We start from the raw sequence: 17,301 nt of genomic DNA on the forward strand, positions 1-17,301 counted from the left end.
TCTCTTTGTTCTTTAGGTTTATTTTTTTTCACATTAGATTCTTTTTTGCTATTACTACTTTTGGGCATTGTAACTCAACTATCATAAAGCTTAATAAGATTCTGCGTGCAAGTTATTAAATTATAGTTAATAATCTAGCATCATTTTGTTATTCACAGATGGATATCATTCTAGCAACAGGTGGTACAGGTGGACACATTTTTCCAGCTATAACCTTAGCAAGAGCAATAAAAAGGCAAGGATACGATAGCATATTATTTGCTGATAAAAAAACAGGTAAAAATGCTGACGTGAAGGACTATACCCTGCCACTAAATAAACCTGGTGGCAATAAGTTTAGATTTTTTCTCTTGTTGATATATAGTTGTGTGTTAGCATTATATCAAATAAGAAAGTTAAAACCAAAACTGGTCATTGGTTTTGGTGGCTATGCTTCTTTTCCAACTCTTCTTGCAGCAAAAGTTCTTTCTATACCTATAATTTTACATGAACAAAATGTGGTTTTAGGGAGAGTAAATAAATTCTTTTTCAATAGTGCAGAATTGATTGCAACTAGCTTTCCAGAAACTAAGTATGCAAAAGGCAATAAATGTGTTTTTACAGGAAATTTTGTTGATATAAAAGCAAAGAGCCATTCTGGCACTAAGAAAATCCTAACTGTATTAATCATAGCAGGTAGCCAAGGTGCAAATTTTTTTGATGATGTAGTAAGTAGCGTAATTTGTAACCTGCCTATTGAAATAAGAAAGAAGATTAGAGTAGTACAACAATGCATGAAGAAAAATATGAATAAGGTAGAGGGCTTATACAAAGGAGGACAGGTTATTTGTGAGTTGAGTGAATTTTTTGATGATATGGGAAGCAGATTAACCGATGCTCATTTGGTAATTAGCAGGGCAGGTGCAACTTCAATAGCAGAGATCACTCTTGCTAGACGCCCTGCTATATATATTCCTTATCCTTGCTCAAAGGATGATCATCAATTTTATAACGCGGAATATATTAAAGATTCAGGGGCAGCTGTAGTAGTTGAGCAAAATAGTGAGGTGAAAAAAAATCTAACGAAGTTACTAGTTAATCTATTAGGTGATTCTCAAAAACTACGTGATATGGCTAATAATACTAAGAAAATAAGGATAAAGAATGGGGTTACTGAGTTTATTAAAATAGTAATTCACAAACTTGGTTGACTAATATGGCTGCTGGCTTTTTCTTCAAATGTGTTCCATAGGTCTTTTTCTAGTGATGTATTATATAGTTTATTGATGTAAACTACTCCCGTGGGTGAAGTTATGTTGATTTCGAGAAGAAAGTCATCTACAATATCAATGCCAACAAATATTAGCCCTCTTTTCTTTAATTCAGGGCCAATTTTATTACATATTTCATTGTCTCTATCGTTCATTTCAACGGGTTCAAAACTTGCTCCAAGCCGCAAATTTGTTCTAATTTCTCCACTGACCCTTGGAACTCGTTTCATTACTCCAATTGGTTGACCATCCAGCAACAATATTCTTTTATCTTTGTTTACATTTTTACAAAATGCTTGTGCAATTACAGGACATTTATATTTTGTGATCATGAGTTCCACTACTACTTGAATACTGTTTTCATTTTGTATTCTTATTACATCGTTTCCTCCATAGCTGTACAATGGCTTCAGAATAATACCTCTGTAATCGTGGTAAAAATCTCTGATCATTGATATATTTTCAGTAATCAAAGTTGGAGGAATTAACTCTGGAAATAATGAAGTTATCAATTTTTCAGGACAATTTCTCATTTCTGTTGGATTATTAATTACCAGTGCTCTAGTTTTTTCTAAAATATAGGTAGTTGTAATGTAACGCATATCAAAAGGTGGGTCTTGTCTGATAAATATGATATCCATTTCATTCAAGTTAATAGCTACATCTTCTTTAGAGGTAAAATTACAATCATCAACACTGACTTTCTGAGCAAGAGCAATTGGCTGATTTAGCTTTAGTGCTAAATTGCTAGGGGCATAGGCAAAAACTTTGTACTTCCTTCTTTGTGCCTCTTTTATTAATGCAAATGTAGTATCAGTTTCAAAGTTTATATTTTCATCCATTTGAAAAGCTACTCTTGTTTGCATATCACTTTTGATATAAAAATTACTGCTGAAAACTAAGTTTCAAAGAAGTCCGTTAATGACGTAACTTGCTATTTCTATACCGTATATAGCTCACGACTTGTTTTACTCCCTTTACTTTTCTTGCAATTGCTATTACGGCTTTTAATTCTGCTTTATTTTGGGCTATACCCATCAAATAAACAACTCCATCAACCGTATTGATGCTATAGTTAATTGATTTGATGTTTCTTTTTCCCAGGAGTCTTGTTCTTATTTCTGCCGTTATCATATAATCCACAGTGGTATCAAACATGGAAGTAGTTTGAATTGGTGTTACTCTTGTCTCATTTATCACTTCTTTAACTTCTTTTTGCTGCCAAGCTATTTTTTCTGCTGTGAGTTGCTTCTCAGGAGTGTCAACGTTTCCAATAAGCAATACTCTTCCTTCACTTACTCTAACCTTAATAGATGAAAATAGCCCATGTTTTAAAAGTTCCTTGTTGATTCTAATGACCATGGTTGTGTCATCAACGATATTTCCCAGGGATTTATCTTGCATTGTTATTGCTGTTGCTGTTGCCACTACACCACCTATTATAAGGGTTGTGCAGCCACTCTGTGTGATCAGAAAAATTGCAAGTAATAAACTTGTTATTAATTTCATTATTGGTTTTTAGAATTTAGAGCTCTTATTAAGAAATGTTAATAAGCTTTTTTGATTGTGTAAATACCATAAATTAAGTAAGACTTTAAATCTTGAATATTTTAATAGTGTACCTATAATGGAGTACTGAAGATTTTTTGCGGATATGATGGAATTGGTAGACGTGCCAGGTTTAGGTCCTGGTGAGCTTGCTCATGGGGGTTCAAGTCCCTCTATCCGCACTTGAAATCATGTAACTTAGGTTTTAAGAAAAAATTTATAATCACTGAATACACTTTTAGCTGTGTGAAAAAACCTGTTCTTAAAGATTGTATTTAACTTAAATTCTGATAGAATGACTCTGTTAGAATATAAATTAAAATGTTGATAAATGGATTGTAATGTCTAGTAATATACCTCAAAATGCAGTAGAAGTAGATACATTAAGTAGTATATATACTTATAAGGAACTTAGTATAGATAAACTAAAGCATGAGTATGAAATCACGGTTGGTAGCAATTATATAGAACAAAAGGTGAATTCTAGACTACAAGAAATAGCAAAAAACGCAAAATTGCCTGGATTTAGGTCTGGAAAGATGCCCTATGATCTTGTTGTTACAAATTATAAGAACGAAGCTTTGGAATATGTAGTAAATAGTACAATTGACTATTGCTCAAGTGATTTAATGAAAAAAATTGAAGTCAAGTCTCACATTTATCCTAAGGTTGATATTATATCATTACCAAATTTGAATGAAGAGGGTGAGAAGAGCAATTTTGTATACAAACTGTCTTTTGAATCAATGCCGGAAGTACCAGCAATAGATCTTGATAAAATAAATTTGAAAAAAGTTGAAGCAAGGATTGAAGAGGAGGACATAAAAGGGTTTGTCGATTCTATAAAAACAAGATTTCCTAGCTTTGTTTCTGTTGATGATACTTCTTATCAGGCAAAGAATGGAGATAAATTGGTAATTGACTTTGAAGGACGAATTAGAAATAAGCTTTTTCAGGGTGGGAGCAACAAAAACTTTAAAGTTACTTTAGGGTCTGGCACATTTATTAATGGTTTTGAAAATCAATTAACTGGTATGAAAAAAGGAGAAACAAAAAGTTTTAAGTTGAAATTTCCTGAGGATTATCAAACCATTTCCCTTGCGGGACAAGAGGCTAATTTTTCTGTTCGAGTTAATGATATTCAAGTTGCTGAAGATTTTGGAGGTGATGATGAAATGGCTAAGAAAATTGGGTTTAGAGATTGTTCTTCGCTAAAAAATCATGCAAAAGAAGTAATTGGTGGTCAGTGTGAAGAAATGAGAGATCTCTTGATTAAGAAGGAGCTATTTGACTATTTGGATGCTAATTATAGCTTTGATTTACCTACAGATGTAGTAAGACAGGAGCAACAGAGAGTGGAAAGGGAGTTGGGCTCTAAGGATGACTCTTGTAAGGAAGCTGAAAGGCGTGTAAAACTTGCAATGTTATTTATGAAGTTTAGTACAGAGCATAAGATATCGTTAACTCAAAATGATATTTTAAATGTTATTGTAAATCAGTATATCAGTAAAGATGTGCCATTTGATAGGGTATTTAAGCATTTTAAGTCAGACAGACAATTTCAAGAGTTAGTTAGAGGGCAAGCTCTAGAGCATAAAGTTACGAGTTACATAATAGAAAAAGTTAATAAAGAAGAGCAAATTGTTTCTGTGAAAGAGTTAAAAGAATTGTTTGGTAATATTTAGTAGGAAAAGGTATGACTCTTATACCAATTGTAATTGAGCAAACTAGTCGTGGTGAGCGTGCTTATGACATATATTCTAGGCTAGTAAAAGAGAGGATAATTTTTGTAACTGGTCCTGTTGAAGATAACATGGCCAGTGTAATAGTAGCACAGCTTTTATTTTTAGAATCGGAAAACCCTGATAAAGACATTTATATGTACATTAATTCACCAGGTGGTGTTGTAACTGCTGGTTTGTCGATTTATGATACAATGCAGTATATAAAGCCAGATGTTTCAACTTTGTGTATAGGTCAAGCTGCGTCTATGGGTTCTTTATTACTTGCAGCTGGCACAGAAGGTAAGCGTTACTCTCTACCTCATTCAAGAATTATGATACATCAGCCATCTGGTGGTTATCAGGGTCAAGCAACTGATATAGAAATACATGCTAATGAAATTTTGCGGGTTAAGAGAAAACTGAATCAGATTTATGAAAAACATACTGGAAATTCACTGAAGAAAATTGAAGGAATGATGGAAAGAGATAAATTCATGGATCCTGAAGAAGCGAGAAGAATTGGCTTGATTGATAGAGTAATAGCTGAGCGTAAGGATATTAAGGTCGAGAATATTAAAGTTGAACAAAAGGTAGGTTAATGGATAACAACAATGACGATTTACACTACTGTTCTTTTTGCAACAAGGCACAAAATGAAGTAGACAAGTTGATTACTAATTCTTCAGATGGTTTGAAAGTGTTTATTTGCAACGAGTGCATAGAGTTATCCCATAAAGCAATAAGTCAAAAGAAAGGTGGGTCTTTTAATTCAGATTATATGTCTGATGTAAAGTTATTACTAAAAAAGCCTGAGGATATAAAAATTTTTCTTAGCAAGCATGTTGTAGGTCAAGAGCACGCACAACACGTTTTGTCTGTGGCTATGTATAACCATTGTCAATCCATGGCACAGTTTAATGCCATAAGTGATGTCGAAATTGAAAAATCGAATGTGATGCTCATTGGTCCCACTGGTTCTGGTAAAACTTTACTAGCTAAAACGCTTGCTAAAGTTTCAGATGTACCATTTGCTATGGCTGATGCGACAACTTTGACCGAGGCAGGTTATGTAGGTGATGATGTAGAAAGCGTGTTATCGCGTCTATTGCAAGCTGCAAATTATGATGTTGCAAAGGCACAGCGTGGTATAGTGTTTATAGATGAAATAGACAAGATCACAAGAAAATCTGAAAGCACTTCGATAACACGTGACGTTTCAGGTGAGGGAGTCCAGCAAGCTTTGCTTAAGATAATGGAGGGCACAGTTGCTTATGTTCCACCACAGGGTGGGCGAAAGCACCCACAACAAGAGTTTATACAAGTAGATACTAATAACATACTATTTATTTGTGGAGGAGCTTTTGAAGGTCTAAATAAAATTATTGAAGCAAGAAAAAAGGGAACATCAGTTGGCTTTGGAGCAGATATAAGTCAATCTAAAGAGCAAAAGAAAAAGAATACTTTGCATGATGTTCAACCTGAAGATTTGATCAAATTTGGTTTAATACCAGAATTTGTAGGACGGGTTCCAATAACTGCTGTTTTAGATGAGCTGGACCATGAAGATCTAGTACATGTATTGATAGAGCCAAGAAATGCGCTAATAAAGCAATACAAGGCGTTACTTGCTTTTAGCAAGGTAAACCTTGAATTTTCAGATGAAGCAATATCAGCTATTGCTGAAAAAGCTATGAGTTATAAAACAGGTGCAAGGATGTTACGTGCTATTTTAGAATCACTTTTGCTTGATGTTATGTATACAGCTGGAAATGGGGGTTTTGAGGGTAGTACAATAGTAATCACTAAGGAAATGGTAGAATTAGGGAAAGCAGTGATTAATCATAATAACAAGGGCAATGTTATAACAGTTAATGATTAATTTGAGACATGTATTATGAAAGTTGAATGTGCTGTAGATTCTGGTTTTGCTACATTGCCAGTATTGCCTTTAAGAGATGTAGTAATTTTTCCAAATATAGTGGTGCCTTTATTTATAGGCAGGGAAAAATCTATTAGCGCACTAGAGTATGCAATTAATAATCGCAGTCGTCAAAATGAGATTTTTCTCGTAGCACAGCAAGATGGCTCTATTGATAACCCAGAGCCAAAAGATCTGTATGAAGTAGGTGTGTTGGCAAATATTGTGCAACCCTTGATAAAATTACCTGATAATGCAGTAAAAGTTGTAATCCAAGGAGTGAGCAGGGGGAAAGTTATAGAGTATATTGACTCTCATGCTTTACTACAAGCTAGGGTAGAGTTAGATAGTTATCATGAGTATGAGGAAAGTGAGGATAATGTTGACCTGGAAGCTTTAAGGCGAGCTGTTATAAATGCGTTTGATAGCTGGTGTAAACTAAACAAAAAAAATCATCCTGAAATTATTGTTAATCCCGTCGAGCAGATCAAAAAAATTGGTCAGCTTGTAGATACGGTAATCTCATATTTAAGTATAAAAGCATCAGATAAACAAAGTATACTTGAAACTTATGGCTTGGAAGAGCGTTTAAAAAAAGCTTTTGCCTTTATTGAAAGAGAAATAAGTATTTTGAACGCGCAAAACCGTTTATATAAAACAATTAAATCACAAGTTGAAAGTACTCAGAAAGTTTACTACCTTAATGAGCAGTTGAAGGCCATACAGAAAGAATTGGGTGAATTTGAGAATGGAGAGGAGGGAAATATAATAAATGAATTTGAAAAAAAGATAAATGAAATAAAGCTTTCCCAGGAAGCAAGGGAAAAAGCTATGACTGAGTTAAAGAGATATAAGAAAATGAATCCCATTTCTCCTGAAGCTACGGTTATATCTAATTATCTATATTGGTTGCTTGATCTACCATGGGGAAAGTATAAAGATACGAAAATTAATTTAAATGCAGCTAAAAAGATCTTAGATGAAAATCATTATGGCATAGAAAAAGTAAAAGATAGGATAATAGAGTTTTTAGCAGTATTAAAGAGAGTAAAAGAGATAAAAGGTCCTATACTTTGCTTGGTTGGACCACCTGGTGTTGGTAAAACTTCTTTAGCTAAGTCTATGGCAAGAGCGGTAGGTAGAGATTTTGTTCGCATAGCTCTTGGTGGTGTACGTGACGAATCTGAGATACGTGGCCATAGAAAAACTTACATTGGTTCAATGCCTGGCAAAATCATTCAGCATATGAAAAAAGCTAATTCGTGTAACCCGCTTTTTTTGCTTGATGAAATAGATAAGATGGGTTCTGATTCGCGTGGTGACCCTGCATCTGCATTGCTTGAAGTTTTAGATACTGAACACAATAAGCACTTTACTGATCATTACTTAGAAGTTGAATTTAATCTTTCGAGTGTAATGTTTGTAGCTACAGCAAACAGCTTAAATTTGCCACACCCTTTGCGTGATAGGATGGAGATTATACAATTGTCTGGTTATACTGAGGATGAAAAAATCAATATTGCTAAATATCATCTAATTCCCAAATTAAAAAAAGAGCATGGCTTACGTCAGAGAGAATGGGGCATAACTAATGATGCACTATATGAGTTAATACGCTTGTATACACGTGAAAGTGGTGTCCGTAGTATGGAAAGGGAGCTTGCAAAGCTCATGAGAAAAGCAGTTAAAGAAATATTGGCAGGTCAAAATAAGAAAATATCTGTAGGAGTTGATAACTTACAAGATTATTTGGGAGTGCGTAAATACACCTTTGGTATTGCAGAAAAAGATAGCTTAGTAGGGGTAGTAACTGGACTTGCCTATACTGAAACAGGTGGTGATATTTTAATGATAGAATCAGTCCTGATTCCAGGCAAGGGGGAAATAAAATACACAGGAAAGCTTGGAGAGGTTATGCAAGAATCTATAAAGGCTGCATATAGTTATGTTCGATCAAATTGTCTATTTTTTGGTATAAAACCTGAAAAGTTCAAAAATAATGATATACATTTACATCTACCTGAGGGTGCTGTACCAAAAGATGGTCCTTCTGCTGGTAGTGCAGTATGTACATCCATTGTTTCTCTTATGACAAATATACCGATTAACAAGAATGTTGCTATGACAGGTGAGGTAACATTACGTGGTAGAGTTTTAGCTATTGGAGGTCTGAGAGAAAAGTTACTTGCGGCGCTCAGAGGATCAATCAAGACTGTGATTATACCTGGCGAAAATGAAAAGGATATGCAAGAAATTCCAGCAAATATTAAAAAAGAGATCAACGTAGTTTTTGTTAAGAACATTGATGAAGTTATAAAAATTGCTTTAATACGACCTACTATTCCAATTGAAAGCGATAATGGAAGCAGTGCACTTTTTTCCCTATAAAAAATAAAAAAGATGATTTTCCTGGATTATAGAAACACTCAAGTGTTGAAATATTGCTATATTTGAATACATAGGAGTTTTTACTAATAGACAGTGTAGGTATTCTGCTATTAATTGTTACGTTCCTGGGTAATTTGGTTTATTGCCCTTTTTGTAAAAATATTACTAATTTTTTACCGCTTTTTCTGGGTAAGATCAAAATAAGTAGTTAAATTTTATCTTGTATTGTTTTTATGTTTATGGTATATTTATTATATGTTAATATTTAATAATTAGAACGAAAATTTAATTATTTTATATACATTGTTTACTTCTTTTTTTGTCCAGCCATGCTTTGGAGTTGATTGGATTAGAGATAGGGTCTACTGTGATGTGCCTCTATATCATAATGACTTTTTTTGTAGCTGATATCGTCTATCATTATACAGGCATCACTAAAGTTTCAATTGGAGCTCTAGGCATTATGCTCTACTTATGATTCTACAGAAAAGGATCTGAAGTGGGATTTCTTGCAAAATTACATTATAACTATAAGATTAAAGGTACAGATATCGCTCTATATATTACTGCTAGAATAGGTATTACTGGAATCAAGCAATCTTACAAAAAATTTATAGATAATGATATTTTTTTCGCTTATCAGATAAGCTCTGGTATTAATCTTCCACTTTCTTTAAAGACAAGTATTTTTGCTGGTTATAGGTTATAGAAACTGCAAAAACTTCTCACAGTGTAGAACTTGGGATAAGGTTTAATCTTAGTGTATGGTTCCAGGGTGTGAGGTGTTATATAATAAGTGAGAAAATTGTGATACTTCTTCTTTAGTTGCTCAAAAACCTAATTATACCTGCCAAATGCCTCAATTCGCACCTAAAAGGTGCGAAGTAGGAGGTTATTATGTCTGACTACCATATGTTATTCAACTAATAAAAGATTTGCAAATGTTTTTTCAATTAACTATAGAAGAAAATTCCTCTGCATAAGAATTTTTCATAGCATTCAGTGTATCATAATCTGTAAAATCTAATTTTATTGGTGTAATGGTAATAAATCCTTCTTTGATTTTGCCTACACTACCGCTACCTAAATGTTCTCGAGACCAATTTAAACTTAAAGAACCGTCCGGATTTTCAGTGAAAGTTAAGTCTCCATCAATGTTGTATTCACCTTGTTCAGCAAATTCTACTCCTTTTACTTTTTCTGTAGCGGAAAAATTTATGCTCATCGCTATATTTTTAGGCCAGCCAACCTTAACTAGTTTAGCAATAACCTTTGGGGCAAAAATCTTTGTATTGTACCAGTTTATTCCACCATGGTATGCTTGACTTAGCGCAATAGAAGGTATAGATCTTGCAGCACCTTCCATTACAGCGCCGATTGTTCCTGAATAACAAACATCATCTCCAACATTTGACCCAATGTTTACTCCAGATAATACTAAATCTGGCTTTTTATCCATAATCTTATTTAGTGCGATAATTACACAATCTGCAGGGGTGCCAGACACACTGAACTCCCTTTCATTGTGTTGGTTTATTCTAATAGACTGCTTCACTGGATGATCAAGAGATCTTGCTGCTCCACTTCTATCAGTATCTGGTGCCACTATCCAGATTTCTGATGCAAAATTTCGTGCAACCTCTTTAAGTAATTTTATTCCTTCACTTTCGAAACCGTCATCATTTGTTATTAATATAATCATATAAAATTTTGTATAGTTCCAAAGTTATGATAAATAATTCCAGTCATCAATTGCAAATAAATATATCACTCTTAAGCCGTTTAACTATCTGCAACTTCTTTTGTTGTTTCTCAGTACTTTATCAAGTATCATACGCTGAATTAAAGGAAATTCGCAACTTGACGATGAAGCTAACATGGTATTATATTAATGTAATTTAAGCATGGCTGATTTGGAAAAGATGATAGAAGAGTTTACTAAACTGCGAGATCAGATCAATTATCATGATGTTTTATATCACCAAAAGAGTAAGCCAGAAATCGCTGATGCTGAGTATGATAAGCTGAAGCAAAAGTTAGTTGAAATGGAAGGACAACTTCCGGGAGCGTGTGCAACACAAGATGGTATTGGTGCTGCACCTGATGAGAAGTTTTCTAAGATAAAGCATCGAGAACCTATGCTCTCTCTTGAAAATGCTTATGATGAACAAGGTGTAGGGCAATTTTTATCTAGAATAAAGAGGTTTTTAATTGAAGAAGAAATAGAGGTGTTCTGTGAGCCAAAGATTGATGGGTTATCATTTTCTGCAGTTTATGAAGATGGAAGATTTGTCAAAGCTGCAACTCGAGGTGACGGTTTTATAGGAGAAGATGTCACACGCAATGTTGCAACAATAAAAGGCTTTCCCAGATTTTTGCAAGATGTACAAGATAGGTTAGAAGTAAGAGGTGAAATATACATCAATAACAGTGACTTTTTAAAATTAAATAAAGACAACGAATTTGCCAATCCTCGAAATGCAGCTGCTGGTTCTCTAAAGCAATTAGATGCAAGCATTACAGCAAATAGACCGTTGAAATATTTTGCTTATTCTTTGATTGGTGGAAAAGAGAAAAGTCAAAGTGAAGTACTGAATAGGCTTGAGTCACTTGGTTTTTGCGTAAATGAACATCGGTCCTTAACGAACAATCTGGGCGGAATGCTGGAGTTTTATAACAAGGTTTATAATTGCCGCTATAGTTTGGATTATGATATTGATGGAATAGTCTATAAGGTAAATGATTTGATACTACAAAGTCGTCTAGGAAGTACCCATAAAGCCCCGCGCTCAGCACTTGCATACAAGTTTTCTGCAGTTTATGCAAAGACGAAGTTGAACAAAATATTTATACAGGTGGGTAGGACAGGAGTATTAACTCCAGTTGCAGATTTAATACCAGTCAATATTGGCGGAGTGCTAGTAAGTAGGGCAAATTTGCATAACCAAGATGAAATAAAACGTAAAGACGTAAGAGAAGGAGATATTGTAACAATCAAGAGAGCAGGGGACGTGATTCCCCAAATTGTTAGAGTAGATAAAGGTTCTCGTCACGCAGATGCACCTGGATTTGTATTTCCTGAGATATGCCCTGAATGCGGTGGTAAAGTGCAAGCTGAAGGAGCGGCAATAAGATGCTCTGAGGAATTAACCTGTAAAGCTCAAATAATAGGAAAATTAAGGCATTTTGTATCGAAAGGTGCATTTGATATTTTTGGCCTTGGTGAAAAACAGATAAAGTTTTTTTATGACCTTGGTCTGATAAAACAAATTCCCGATATTTTTAACTTAGAAGAAAGGTTGAGTGAGTTTAGTCTAAAAGAACAGCCTGATTGGGGCGAGAGGTCAATAGCTAATTTATTAAATGCTATACAAAACAGAAGGGTAATAACTCTAGATAGGTTTATATTTTCTTTAGGTATTAGATTTATTGGCCAAGTTGCAGCAGAATTGCTCGCAAATTATTATGTTTCTTATAATAATTGGTATAATTCGATGATAAAACTGTTATCAAATGATGCTGAAGTGGGTGTAGGTGGCGTAGAGAAGAAAATAGCCAAGTCTTTTAGTGATGAGCTAGTAGGTATAGATGGCATAGGGGAAAAAGTGGCTGAGTCTTTGAAATCGTTTTTTTCTAAAGAACATAACATCAAAATGTTGAAGGATCTTACTGATTATCTTCAAATCCTTTCTGTGAACTCCAACTCTAGTAATTCTGTTTTAAATAATAAAGTCATAGTGTTTACCGGTAAACTACTTACTATGAGTAGAGGAGAGGCGAAAGTGAGAGCCAAAGCTCTAGGAGCAAAAGTCAGCTCAAATCTTTCTGCTAAAATTGACTACCTAGTTGCAGGAGAAAAACCAGGAAATAAGTACAAAAAAGCAGTGGAATTAGGTGTAGGAATTTTGAATGAAGACCAGTGGTACAGAATGATAAATTCGGAATTGTCCGAATAACCATACCTTTTAGGTAGTACACGAGTTTTAATATCAATTTCTATAGATAAGTAAGGCTAATTGCCGATTATAGGTACTCTTTATTAACTTGTTATCTTATTTCTAGGGTTTAGTGCAACATTATAAATCATACAAGGGTTCTCTTATTGGGGGTAGACCTGCTTCTCTAGCATTAAATCTCTTACATAGTTTTTGGTAGTGCATTGGGCATATAACAACGTTATTAAAGACGAAAAAACTACTTGGCAAGCCTCGCAGCCCCTTATCGTGATACTGAGGCTAATCATTTATCTTTATTGACAAGGGAGAATGTGAATACTAGCTACCTCGGGGTTCTCTTGCCTTTTTTTATTTAATAAATTTCTTAATATTTATAGCTGAAGCAGTTCAAGGGCACACAAAAAACGCCAATTTTAAAATTTTAATTTGGGTTATGTAAGAAGTCACGCATGAGTTCTTTTTTGATGAATCTGAAATATTTACTTCTGACATCTAGTTTATATGTTTGGAATAAATTTTGGATTCTTGTTCTTGTGTGAGTCTTTCTTTTGCATGCCCTTGATTGAGTGAACCTTCCTTTCAAAATAGTTATCTGTGAGTTCTAAAAAGAGTGAAATCAGCTTAGGGAGAGTGTAGTTATGTTTATTTGATGAATGTAACTCTGTAATTAGAAAAAAGTGAATGTTGTTGTTTTAATAGGTAGTAATGATAAAAACTTATTCGGCGTTTTTTTGTTACTCCAACTTTAGGTTCAGGATTTTTTGCTCTGGGTATTTTAGGTAAGTTAGTATTCTCTATGAGAAACTCTTTGTATTGTTCAAAACCTTCAAAATTTTTCTTTTTTCTAATAGTCTTTTTTTCTATATCAGCAATTTTAGCACCTATAGCTGCCTGTTGACTTATAAGTCTGTCGTTTTCTAAATTGAACAAATTGTGTATGGAGTAATGTTATTAGTTGTCGTGTGTGGCTTAAAATGCTACCCAAAACACTTAAGTACAAATTCTATTATAGGGGGAAATGGCTATTTAGGTTTTGATATGTGTAATAAATTAACTAAAAGTTTTTTAAGTGAGCTGAAGGATTTATTAATAATGCACCTTAAATGGACATTGTCATCTTTAAACTTTTTATAAACCTCAGCAGCTGTCGGTCTTCCAGTGCAACTACCATATAACACTATGTTGTCTGAACGAATGCCTCGTTTTAAAAGATCTGAAATAACTTCGATACCTGCATTTACTCGATCTACCCATTTAAAGAATGGCCTTTGCTTTTTCCAGAACCAGGAAAATTAATGAAGTGAACATCCATACCTGCTTCGACGCGGTTCAATTCAATTCGCTTTTATCTTCGTCTGATTCTTTTGCGGAAGTATATGTAAGTTCTGAGAAATAAACTATATGATTTTTCTTTCTGTTATCTACATTGCTCTTTGGGTTCAACATCACTATCTTTTGAATCCACATCCCGTTTTGAACTTCTATAAACTCTTTCCTAGTTTTTATTGTGTTTTCTTTTATTGCTTTCGTTTCATACTTCCTATCATACTAATTTAGTAATATATAAAATTTTGAAAAAAGTCAATCTTTATTAAAAAGTCAACTTTTTATATACCTATTTTTATGTCTATCGAAATTACAAGCTAGATTTAAGCTTGTAATAGTAAGAACTGGTATAATATCTCTTGACATCTAAAAAGCCTGTGAGTAGCTTAAAGTAACTTTAGTGTTAATTAAGGAGGGGCTAGGTACTCGTTCGGTTATTTAATAAGGAATTAGATAATTTGCACTTATTAAAACATCAGTTTTATCAATCATGGAATGAGGGAAATTTAAGCTTTGAGGCTTTACAGTCTATGCGAAGGAGTATTATCATCATGTTGCTGCGTTTCCTCGTTATATTGGTAGTATACATTCTTTGTGTCCAAATCTTAAAATGCGGTAGGTTTTACTTGGTAGTTTAAGAAGAACGAAGTGATGAGAATCATCCCAAGTTATGGCAACGTTTTGCTGAAGGTTTTGGTGTTACACGGTCTGATTTTCGTGAAGACGCAAGGAGACAAGAAATTAGTCGATGGTTACTTCGGTATCGTACGATCAAACTTTGCAATAGGCCTTGGTGCTCTATATGCCTATGAACGTCAAGCTCTAAAGGTTTCGAAATCTAAAATTGAAGGTCTGAAAAAACACTATTTAATAAATGATGGGCGTTCTTCTCCAATTTTTTACTGTTCATATGGATTCTGATAAGTGGCATTCTGAGGAGTCTACAAACCTTATTGCTGATTTAGATGAGAAGATTATGCGAAGTGCTAGAAAGGGCGTGAAACTCTTATGAGATTTTCTTGATGGAATGCTCTAAGCGTGCATGCATATTGCTGAAAATTTTACATTGATAAGAGGGAAGGCTTCTTGTAAACAAATGAGCTAACTTCAGGGACATATGAGTTTTAAAACTATAAAATAAGGAAATGGAGTTAAATATATGAAACCTTTGTGTAACCTACTTGTCCGAAATTTATGGCTTTAGGTTCATTTATGGTATGGTGCAGAAGAGAAATTTCATCTCCAGTTAGTTGGTATTGATATTGATTTTACCTTTAAATCTCCTTGGGCTTACAACTGACCGACTTGAGGATACTGTTTGCTATCTGCAGGTAGTATAGAATATTTAATCTCTCGTTTAGGACAAGCAGTTCAATTTAATCGAGCATTTTACTTGTAGTGTGTATATAATTATTAATAACCTTGATGTAAAAAAAGCATATTATTTCTTCTGTAAGAGTGACTACTCACAAAGTTACACCATCCGTTCCAAATGTGCATGTAGGTGTTCTCTTTTTACTTATTGTGATATACTGCAAAAATAAAAAGATAACTAATGTTTATATTTCTATTGGCTCAAATGTAGGGGGATCGCTTTTCTAATTTACAAAAGGCTGCTTCCTTCTGAAGGAAGGCTGTTTTAAGGATCTAAAATTTTCAATTATTCTGGAAATTAAGGATATTCTACCAAGTGGTGCTCCAGTTGAGTGGGACAAGCCATTTTAAAACATGGTTTTGTATGGAAGTTGTTCTTCTTCTGAAGAGCTATTAAAAGGTCTAAGACAAATTGAGTGTGACAGGCCGTCTACAGGTCTATGAAAAATGGGAACCTCGTCTTATTGGTTTTAATATTTTATTACGGGATGATTTGACACTTGATACGCCCTACCTTAAGATCCCTCATCCAGAATTAATGAATAGACCATTTTTGCTTCACTTGATAGCAATGCTTAATTCTGGGAGTAATGCTCCAGTAATTAGCAAAACATTCAATATATTGCTCATAATATCCCTCATACTCAAAACTGCTTTCTAAAGAGTTTTACGCTTCTACTAAAACTTGTAAGTATCGTCAATGTTACTCCTGATTCATTTTCAGATGGTGGTCTTTATCTTGATGCAGATTATGCAACGAAGCAAGCGCTGCAACTAATACTTTGATGATGCAAGCATAGTTGAATTTGGTGCTCAATCAACAGGACTTGGATCTCCTATTATGCAGACTCCAAAGGCAGAACATGCATGCTTAAAACCAGTGCTTGATAAGCTTATCACTATATGAAAGTTGACAATATTAAAGTCAGCATTAGTAGTTTATGGCTAGATGTTATTTTGAATACTTTCGAACACTACGACATTACCTGAATAAATGATATCAAAGGAGATCTAGATGATAACACTTTAAAAGCAATTGCTAACTAGTAGATGTGGTATTGTTATTATGCATTCGCTCTCTACCTACATAAGGATACAATTATTTTAGGTGACATGATCCAGCTGATACCATAAATAATTGGGCAGAGAAGGGCATTAAAAGACTACTGGCTCTAGATTTTGATAAAAGTTCGGTAATTATTGATCCTGACATTGGTTTTGGAAAATATCTATATCAGAATATCTCAATTTTACCCAATATAGAGGCATTACAAAAATTTGGCTGCAAAGTTTAGTGGTCATTCTAGGAAGTCATTTATTCCTTCCTTTTCTACAGAACCTGTCTTTAATCGAGATTTAGAAACAATTTCTGCATAATCGATGTTATAAACAAGGTTGATCTTCCTCTGAGTGCATAATGTGCATGATCACATGCGATTTTTGTAACTCAAGCTGCCTTACAGGGATGATGGTTAGAAAAATTATGGGTATTATGGCTATTAATCTCAATGGGGTGATGGGAGTAAATAATGAATTGCCTTGGTGTTATCCAAATGAGTTGAAGCATTTTGTCAGGTAACTGACAAACAAGTCATTGTTATGGGAAGAAAGACATTTGAAACAGTACCTCAAAGTTTATTAAGGGATCGTATCCCTGTTGTTTTTTCTCGTAACAAGTTAAATTCTTGTTTTAATAGATGTGAACCACAATCCTTACGATCTCTACCTGACAATTAAAGATGATATCTTGATTCCATCTGCAGGTATTGATGAGTCAAATGGTGACGAAATGTACATTCTATATCCAAAAGATGTTC

The 17,301-nt window shown here is 34.1% G+C and carries 12 protein-coding genes, 1 tRNA gene and 2 pseudogenes; 11 read left to right on the forward strand and 4 right to left on the reverse strand.

Annotated features, from left to right (window positions below; genetic code table 11):
- Nucleotides 1–158 precede the first annotated feature (158 nt).
- Entirely contained in the window at nucleotides 159–1,190 is a 1,032-nt protein-coding gene (locus WBP_RS00665) for a UDP-N-acetylglucosamine--N-acetylmuramyl-(pentapeptide) pyrophosphoryl-undecaprenol N-acetylglucosamine transferase (protein ID WP_167895754.1), read from the forward strand.
- Here the strand turns inward: WBP_RS00665 and gshB are convergent.
- Complete coding sequence (gshB, locus tag WBP_RS00670) at nucleotides 1,175–2,116, reverse strand: glutathione synthase (RefSeq protein ID WP_167895755.1); 942 nt, start codon at nucleotides 2,114–2,116, stop codon at nucleotides 1,175–1,177. The two genes, WBP_RS00665 and gshB, sit on opposite strands and share 16 nt — an antisense overlap.
- A gap of 52 nt (nucleotides 2,117–2,168) precedes the next feature.
- Entirely contained in the window at nucleotides 2,169–2,759 is a 591-nt protein-coding gene (locus WBP_RS00675; protein WP_011256753.1) for a BON domain-containing protein, read from the reverse strand.
- Between the two features lie 139 nt (nucleotides 2,760–2,898).
- Here WBP_RS00675 and WBP_RS00680 point away from each other — a divergent pair.
- The 6 genes from WBP_RS00680 to WBP_RS00705 all read left to right on the forward strand — a co-directional run bounded on the left by WBP_RS00680 (nucleotide 2,899) and on the right by WBP_RS00705 (nucleotide 9,537).
- A tRNA-Leu gene (locus WBP_RS00680) sits at nucleotides 2,899–2,980 on the forward strand.
- A gap of 159 nt (nucleotides 2,981–3,139) precedes the next feature.
- A complete protein-coding gene (gene tig / locus WBP_RS00685; protein ID WP_167895756.1) occupies nucleotides 3,140–4,483 on the forward strand; it encodes a trigger factor in 1,344 nt (447 codons plus the stop codon).
- Between the two features lie 11 nt (nucleotides 4,484–4,494).
- Nucleotides 4,495–5,121, forward strand: a complete 627-nt coding sequence (clpP, locus tag WBP_RS00690; RefSeq protein WP_011256751.1) for an ATP-dependent Clp endopeptidase proteolytic subunit ClpP — start codon at nucleotides 4,495–4,497, stop codon at nucleotides 5,119–5,121.
- Entirely contained in the window at nucleotides 5,121–6,401 is a 1,281-nt protein-coding gene (clpX, locus tag WBP_RS00695) for an ATP-dependent Clp protease ATP-binding subunit ClpX (protein WP_011256750.1), read from the forward strand. The genes clpP and clpX overlap by 1 nt, the downstream gene beginning before the upstream one ends.
- 15 nt (nucleotides 6,402–6,416) lie before the next feature.
- Nucleotides 6,417–8,828: an endopeptidase La gene (gene lon / locus WBP_RS00700; RefSeq protein ID WP_167895757.1), complete on the forward strand. Its 2,412-nt coding sequence runs from the start codon at nucleotides 6,417–6,419 to the stop codon at nucleotides 8,826–8,828.
- A 499-nt stretch (nucleotides 8,829–9,327) separates the two neighbouring features.
- Nucleotides 9,328–9,537, forward strand: a complete 210-nt coding sequence (locus tag WBP_RS00705; protein WP_167895758.1) for a hypothetical protein — start codon at nucleotides 9,328–9,330, stop codon at nucleotides 9,535–9,537.
- Nucleotides 9,538–9,777: 240 nt separating this feature from the next.
- Here the strand turns inward: WBP_RS00705 and surE are convergent, their stop codons facing one another.
- Nucleotides 9,778–10,530 (reverse strand): 5'/3'-nucleotidase SurE, encoded by a 753-nt coding sequence (gene surE, locus WBP_RS00710; protein WP_011256747.1) that lies wholly within the window; start codon nucleotides 10,528–10,530, stop codon nucleotides 9,778–9,780.
- 202 nt (nucleotides 10,531–10,732) lie between these two features.
- Between surE and ligA the strand changes: the two genes are divergently transcribed.
- Complete coding sequence (ligA, locus tag WBP_RS00715) at nucleotides 10,733–12,784, forward strand: NAD-dependent DNA ligase LigA (protein ID WP_167895759.1); 2,052 nt, start codon at nucleotides 10,733–10,735, stop codon at nucleotides 12,782–12,784.
- 642 nt (nucleotides 12,785–13,426) lie between these two features.
- On the opposite strand, the gene WBP_RS05415 is transcribed toward ligA, so the two are convergent.
- Nucleotides 13,427–13,714 carry a hypothetical protein gene (locus WBP_RS05415; protein ID WP_246166019.1) on the reverse strand — a complete coding sequence of 96 codons (288 nt, stop codon included), beginning with the start codon at nucleotides 13,712–13,714 and terminating at the stop codon, nucleotides 13,427–13,429.
- A gap of 854 nt (nucleotides 13,715–14,568) precedes the next feature.
- Here WBP_RS05415 and WBP_RS06135 point away from each other — a divergent pair.
- From WBP_RS06135 to WBP_RS00740, 3 genes and pseudogenes are all read left to right on the forward strand, one after another.
- Nucleotides 14,569–15,122: pseudogene (locus WBP_RS06135) on the forward strand (CADD family putative folate metabolism protein).
- A 1,528-nt stretch (nucleotides 15,123–16,650) separates the two neighbouring features.
- A complete protein-coding gene (locus WBP_RS05420) occupies nucleotides 16,651–16,779 on the forward strand; it encodes a hypothetical protein (RefSeq protein ID WP_233417522.1) in 129 nt (42 codons plus the stop codon).
- A 173-nt stretch (nucleotides 16,780–16,952) separates the two neighbouring features.
- Nucleotides 16,953–17,182, forward strand: a pseudogene (locus WBP_RS00740) (dihydrofolate reductase); the annotation flags it as partial.
- Nucleotides 17,183–17,301 lie beyond the last annotated feature (119 nt).

It is taken from the genome of Wolbachia endosymbiont of Brugia pahangi (genome assembly GCF_012030695.1).
Lineage (GTDB): Bacteria > Pseudomonadota > Alphaproteobacteria > Rickettsiales > Anaplasmataceae > Wolbachia.

What these genes read in the sequence shown, in the direction of transcription:
- clpX (WP_011256750.1), top strand. Translation starts at nt 5,121, where the DNA reads ATGGATAACAACAATGACGATTTACACTACTGTTCTTTTTGCAACAAG.
- gshB (WP_167895755.1), bottom strand. Translation starts at nt 2,116, where the DNA reads ATGCAAACAAGAGTAGCTTTTCAAATGGATGAAAATATAAACTTTGAA.
- WBP_RS00675 (WP_011256753.1), bottom strand. Translation starts at nt 2,759, where the DNA reads ATGAAATTAATAACAAGTTTATTACTTGCAATTTTTCTGATCACACAG.
- clpP (WP_011256751.1), top strand. Translation starts at nt 4,495, where the DNA reads ATGACTCTTATACCAATTGTAATTGAGCAAACTAGTCGTGGTGAGCGT.
- ligA (WP_167895759.1), top strand. Translation starts at nt 10,733, where the DNA reads ATGGCTGATTTGGAAAAGATGATAGAAGAGTTTACTAAACTGCGAGAT.
- WBP_RS00665 (WP_167895754.1), top strand. Translation starts at nt 159, where the DNA reads ATGGATATCATTCTAGCAACAGGTGGTACAGGTGGACACATTTTTCCA.
- tig (WP_167895756.1), top strand. Translation starts at nt 3,140, where the DNA reads ATGTCTAGTAATATACCTCAAAATGCAGTAGAAGTAGATACATTAAGT.
- surE (WP_011256747.1), bottom strand. Translation starts at nt 10,530, where the DNA reads ATGATTATATTAATAACAAATGATGACGGTTTCGAAAGTGAAGGAATA.
- lon (WP_167895757.1), top strand. Translation starts at nt 6,417, where the DNA reads ATGAAAGTTGAATGTGCTGTAGATTCTGGTTTTGCTACATTGCCAGTA.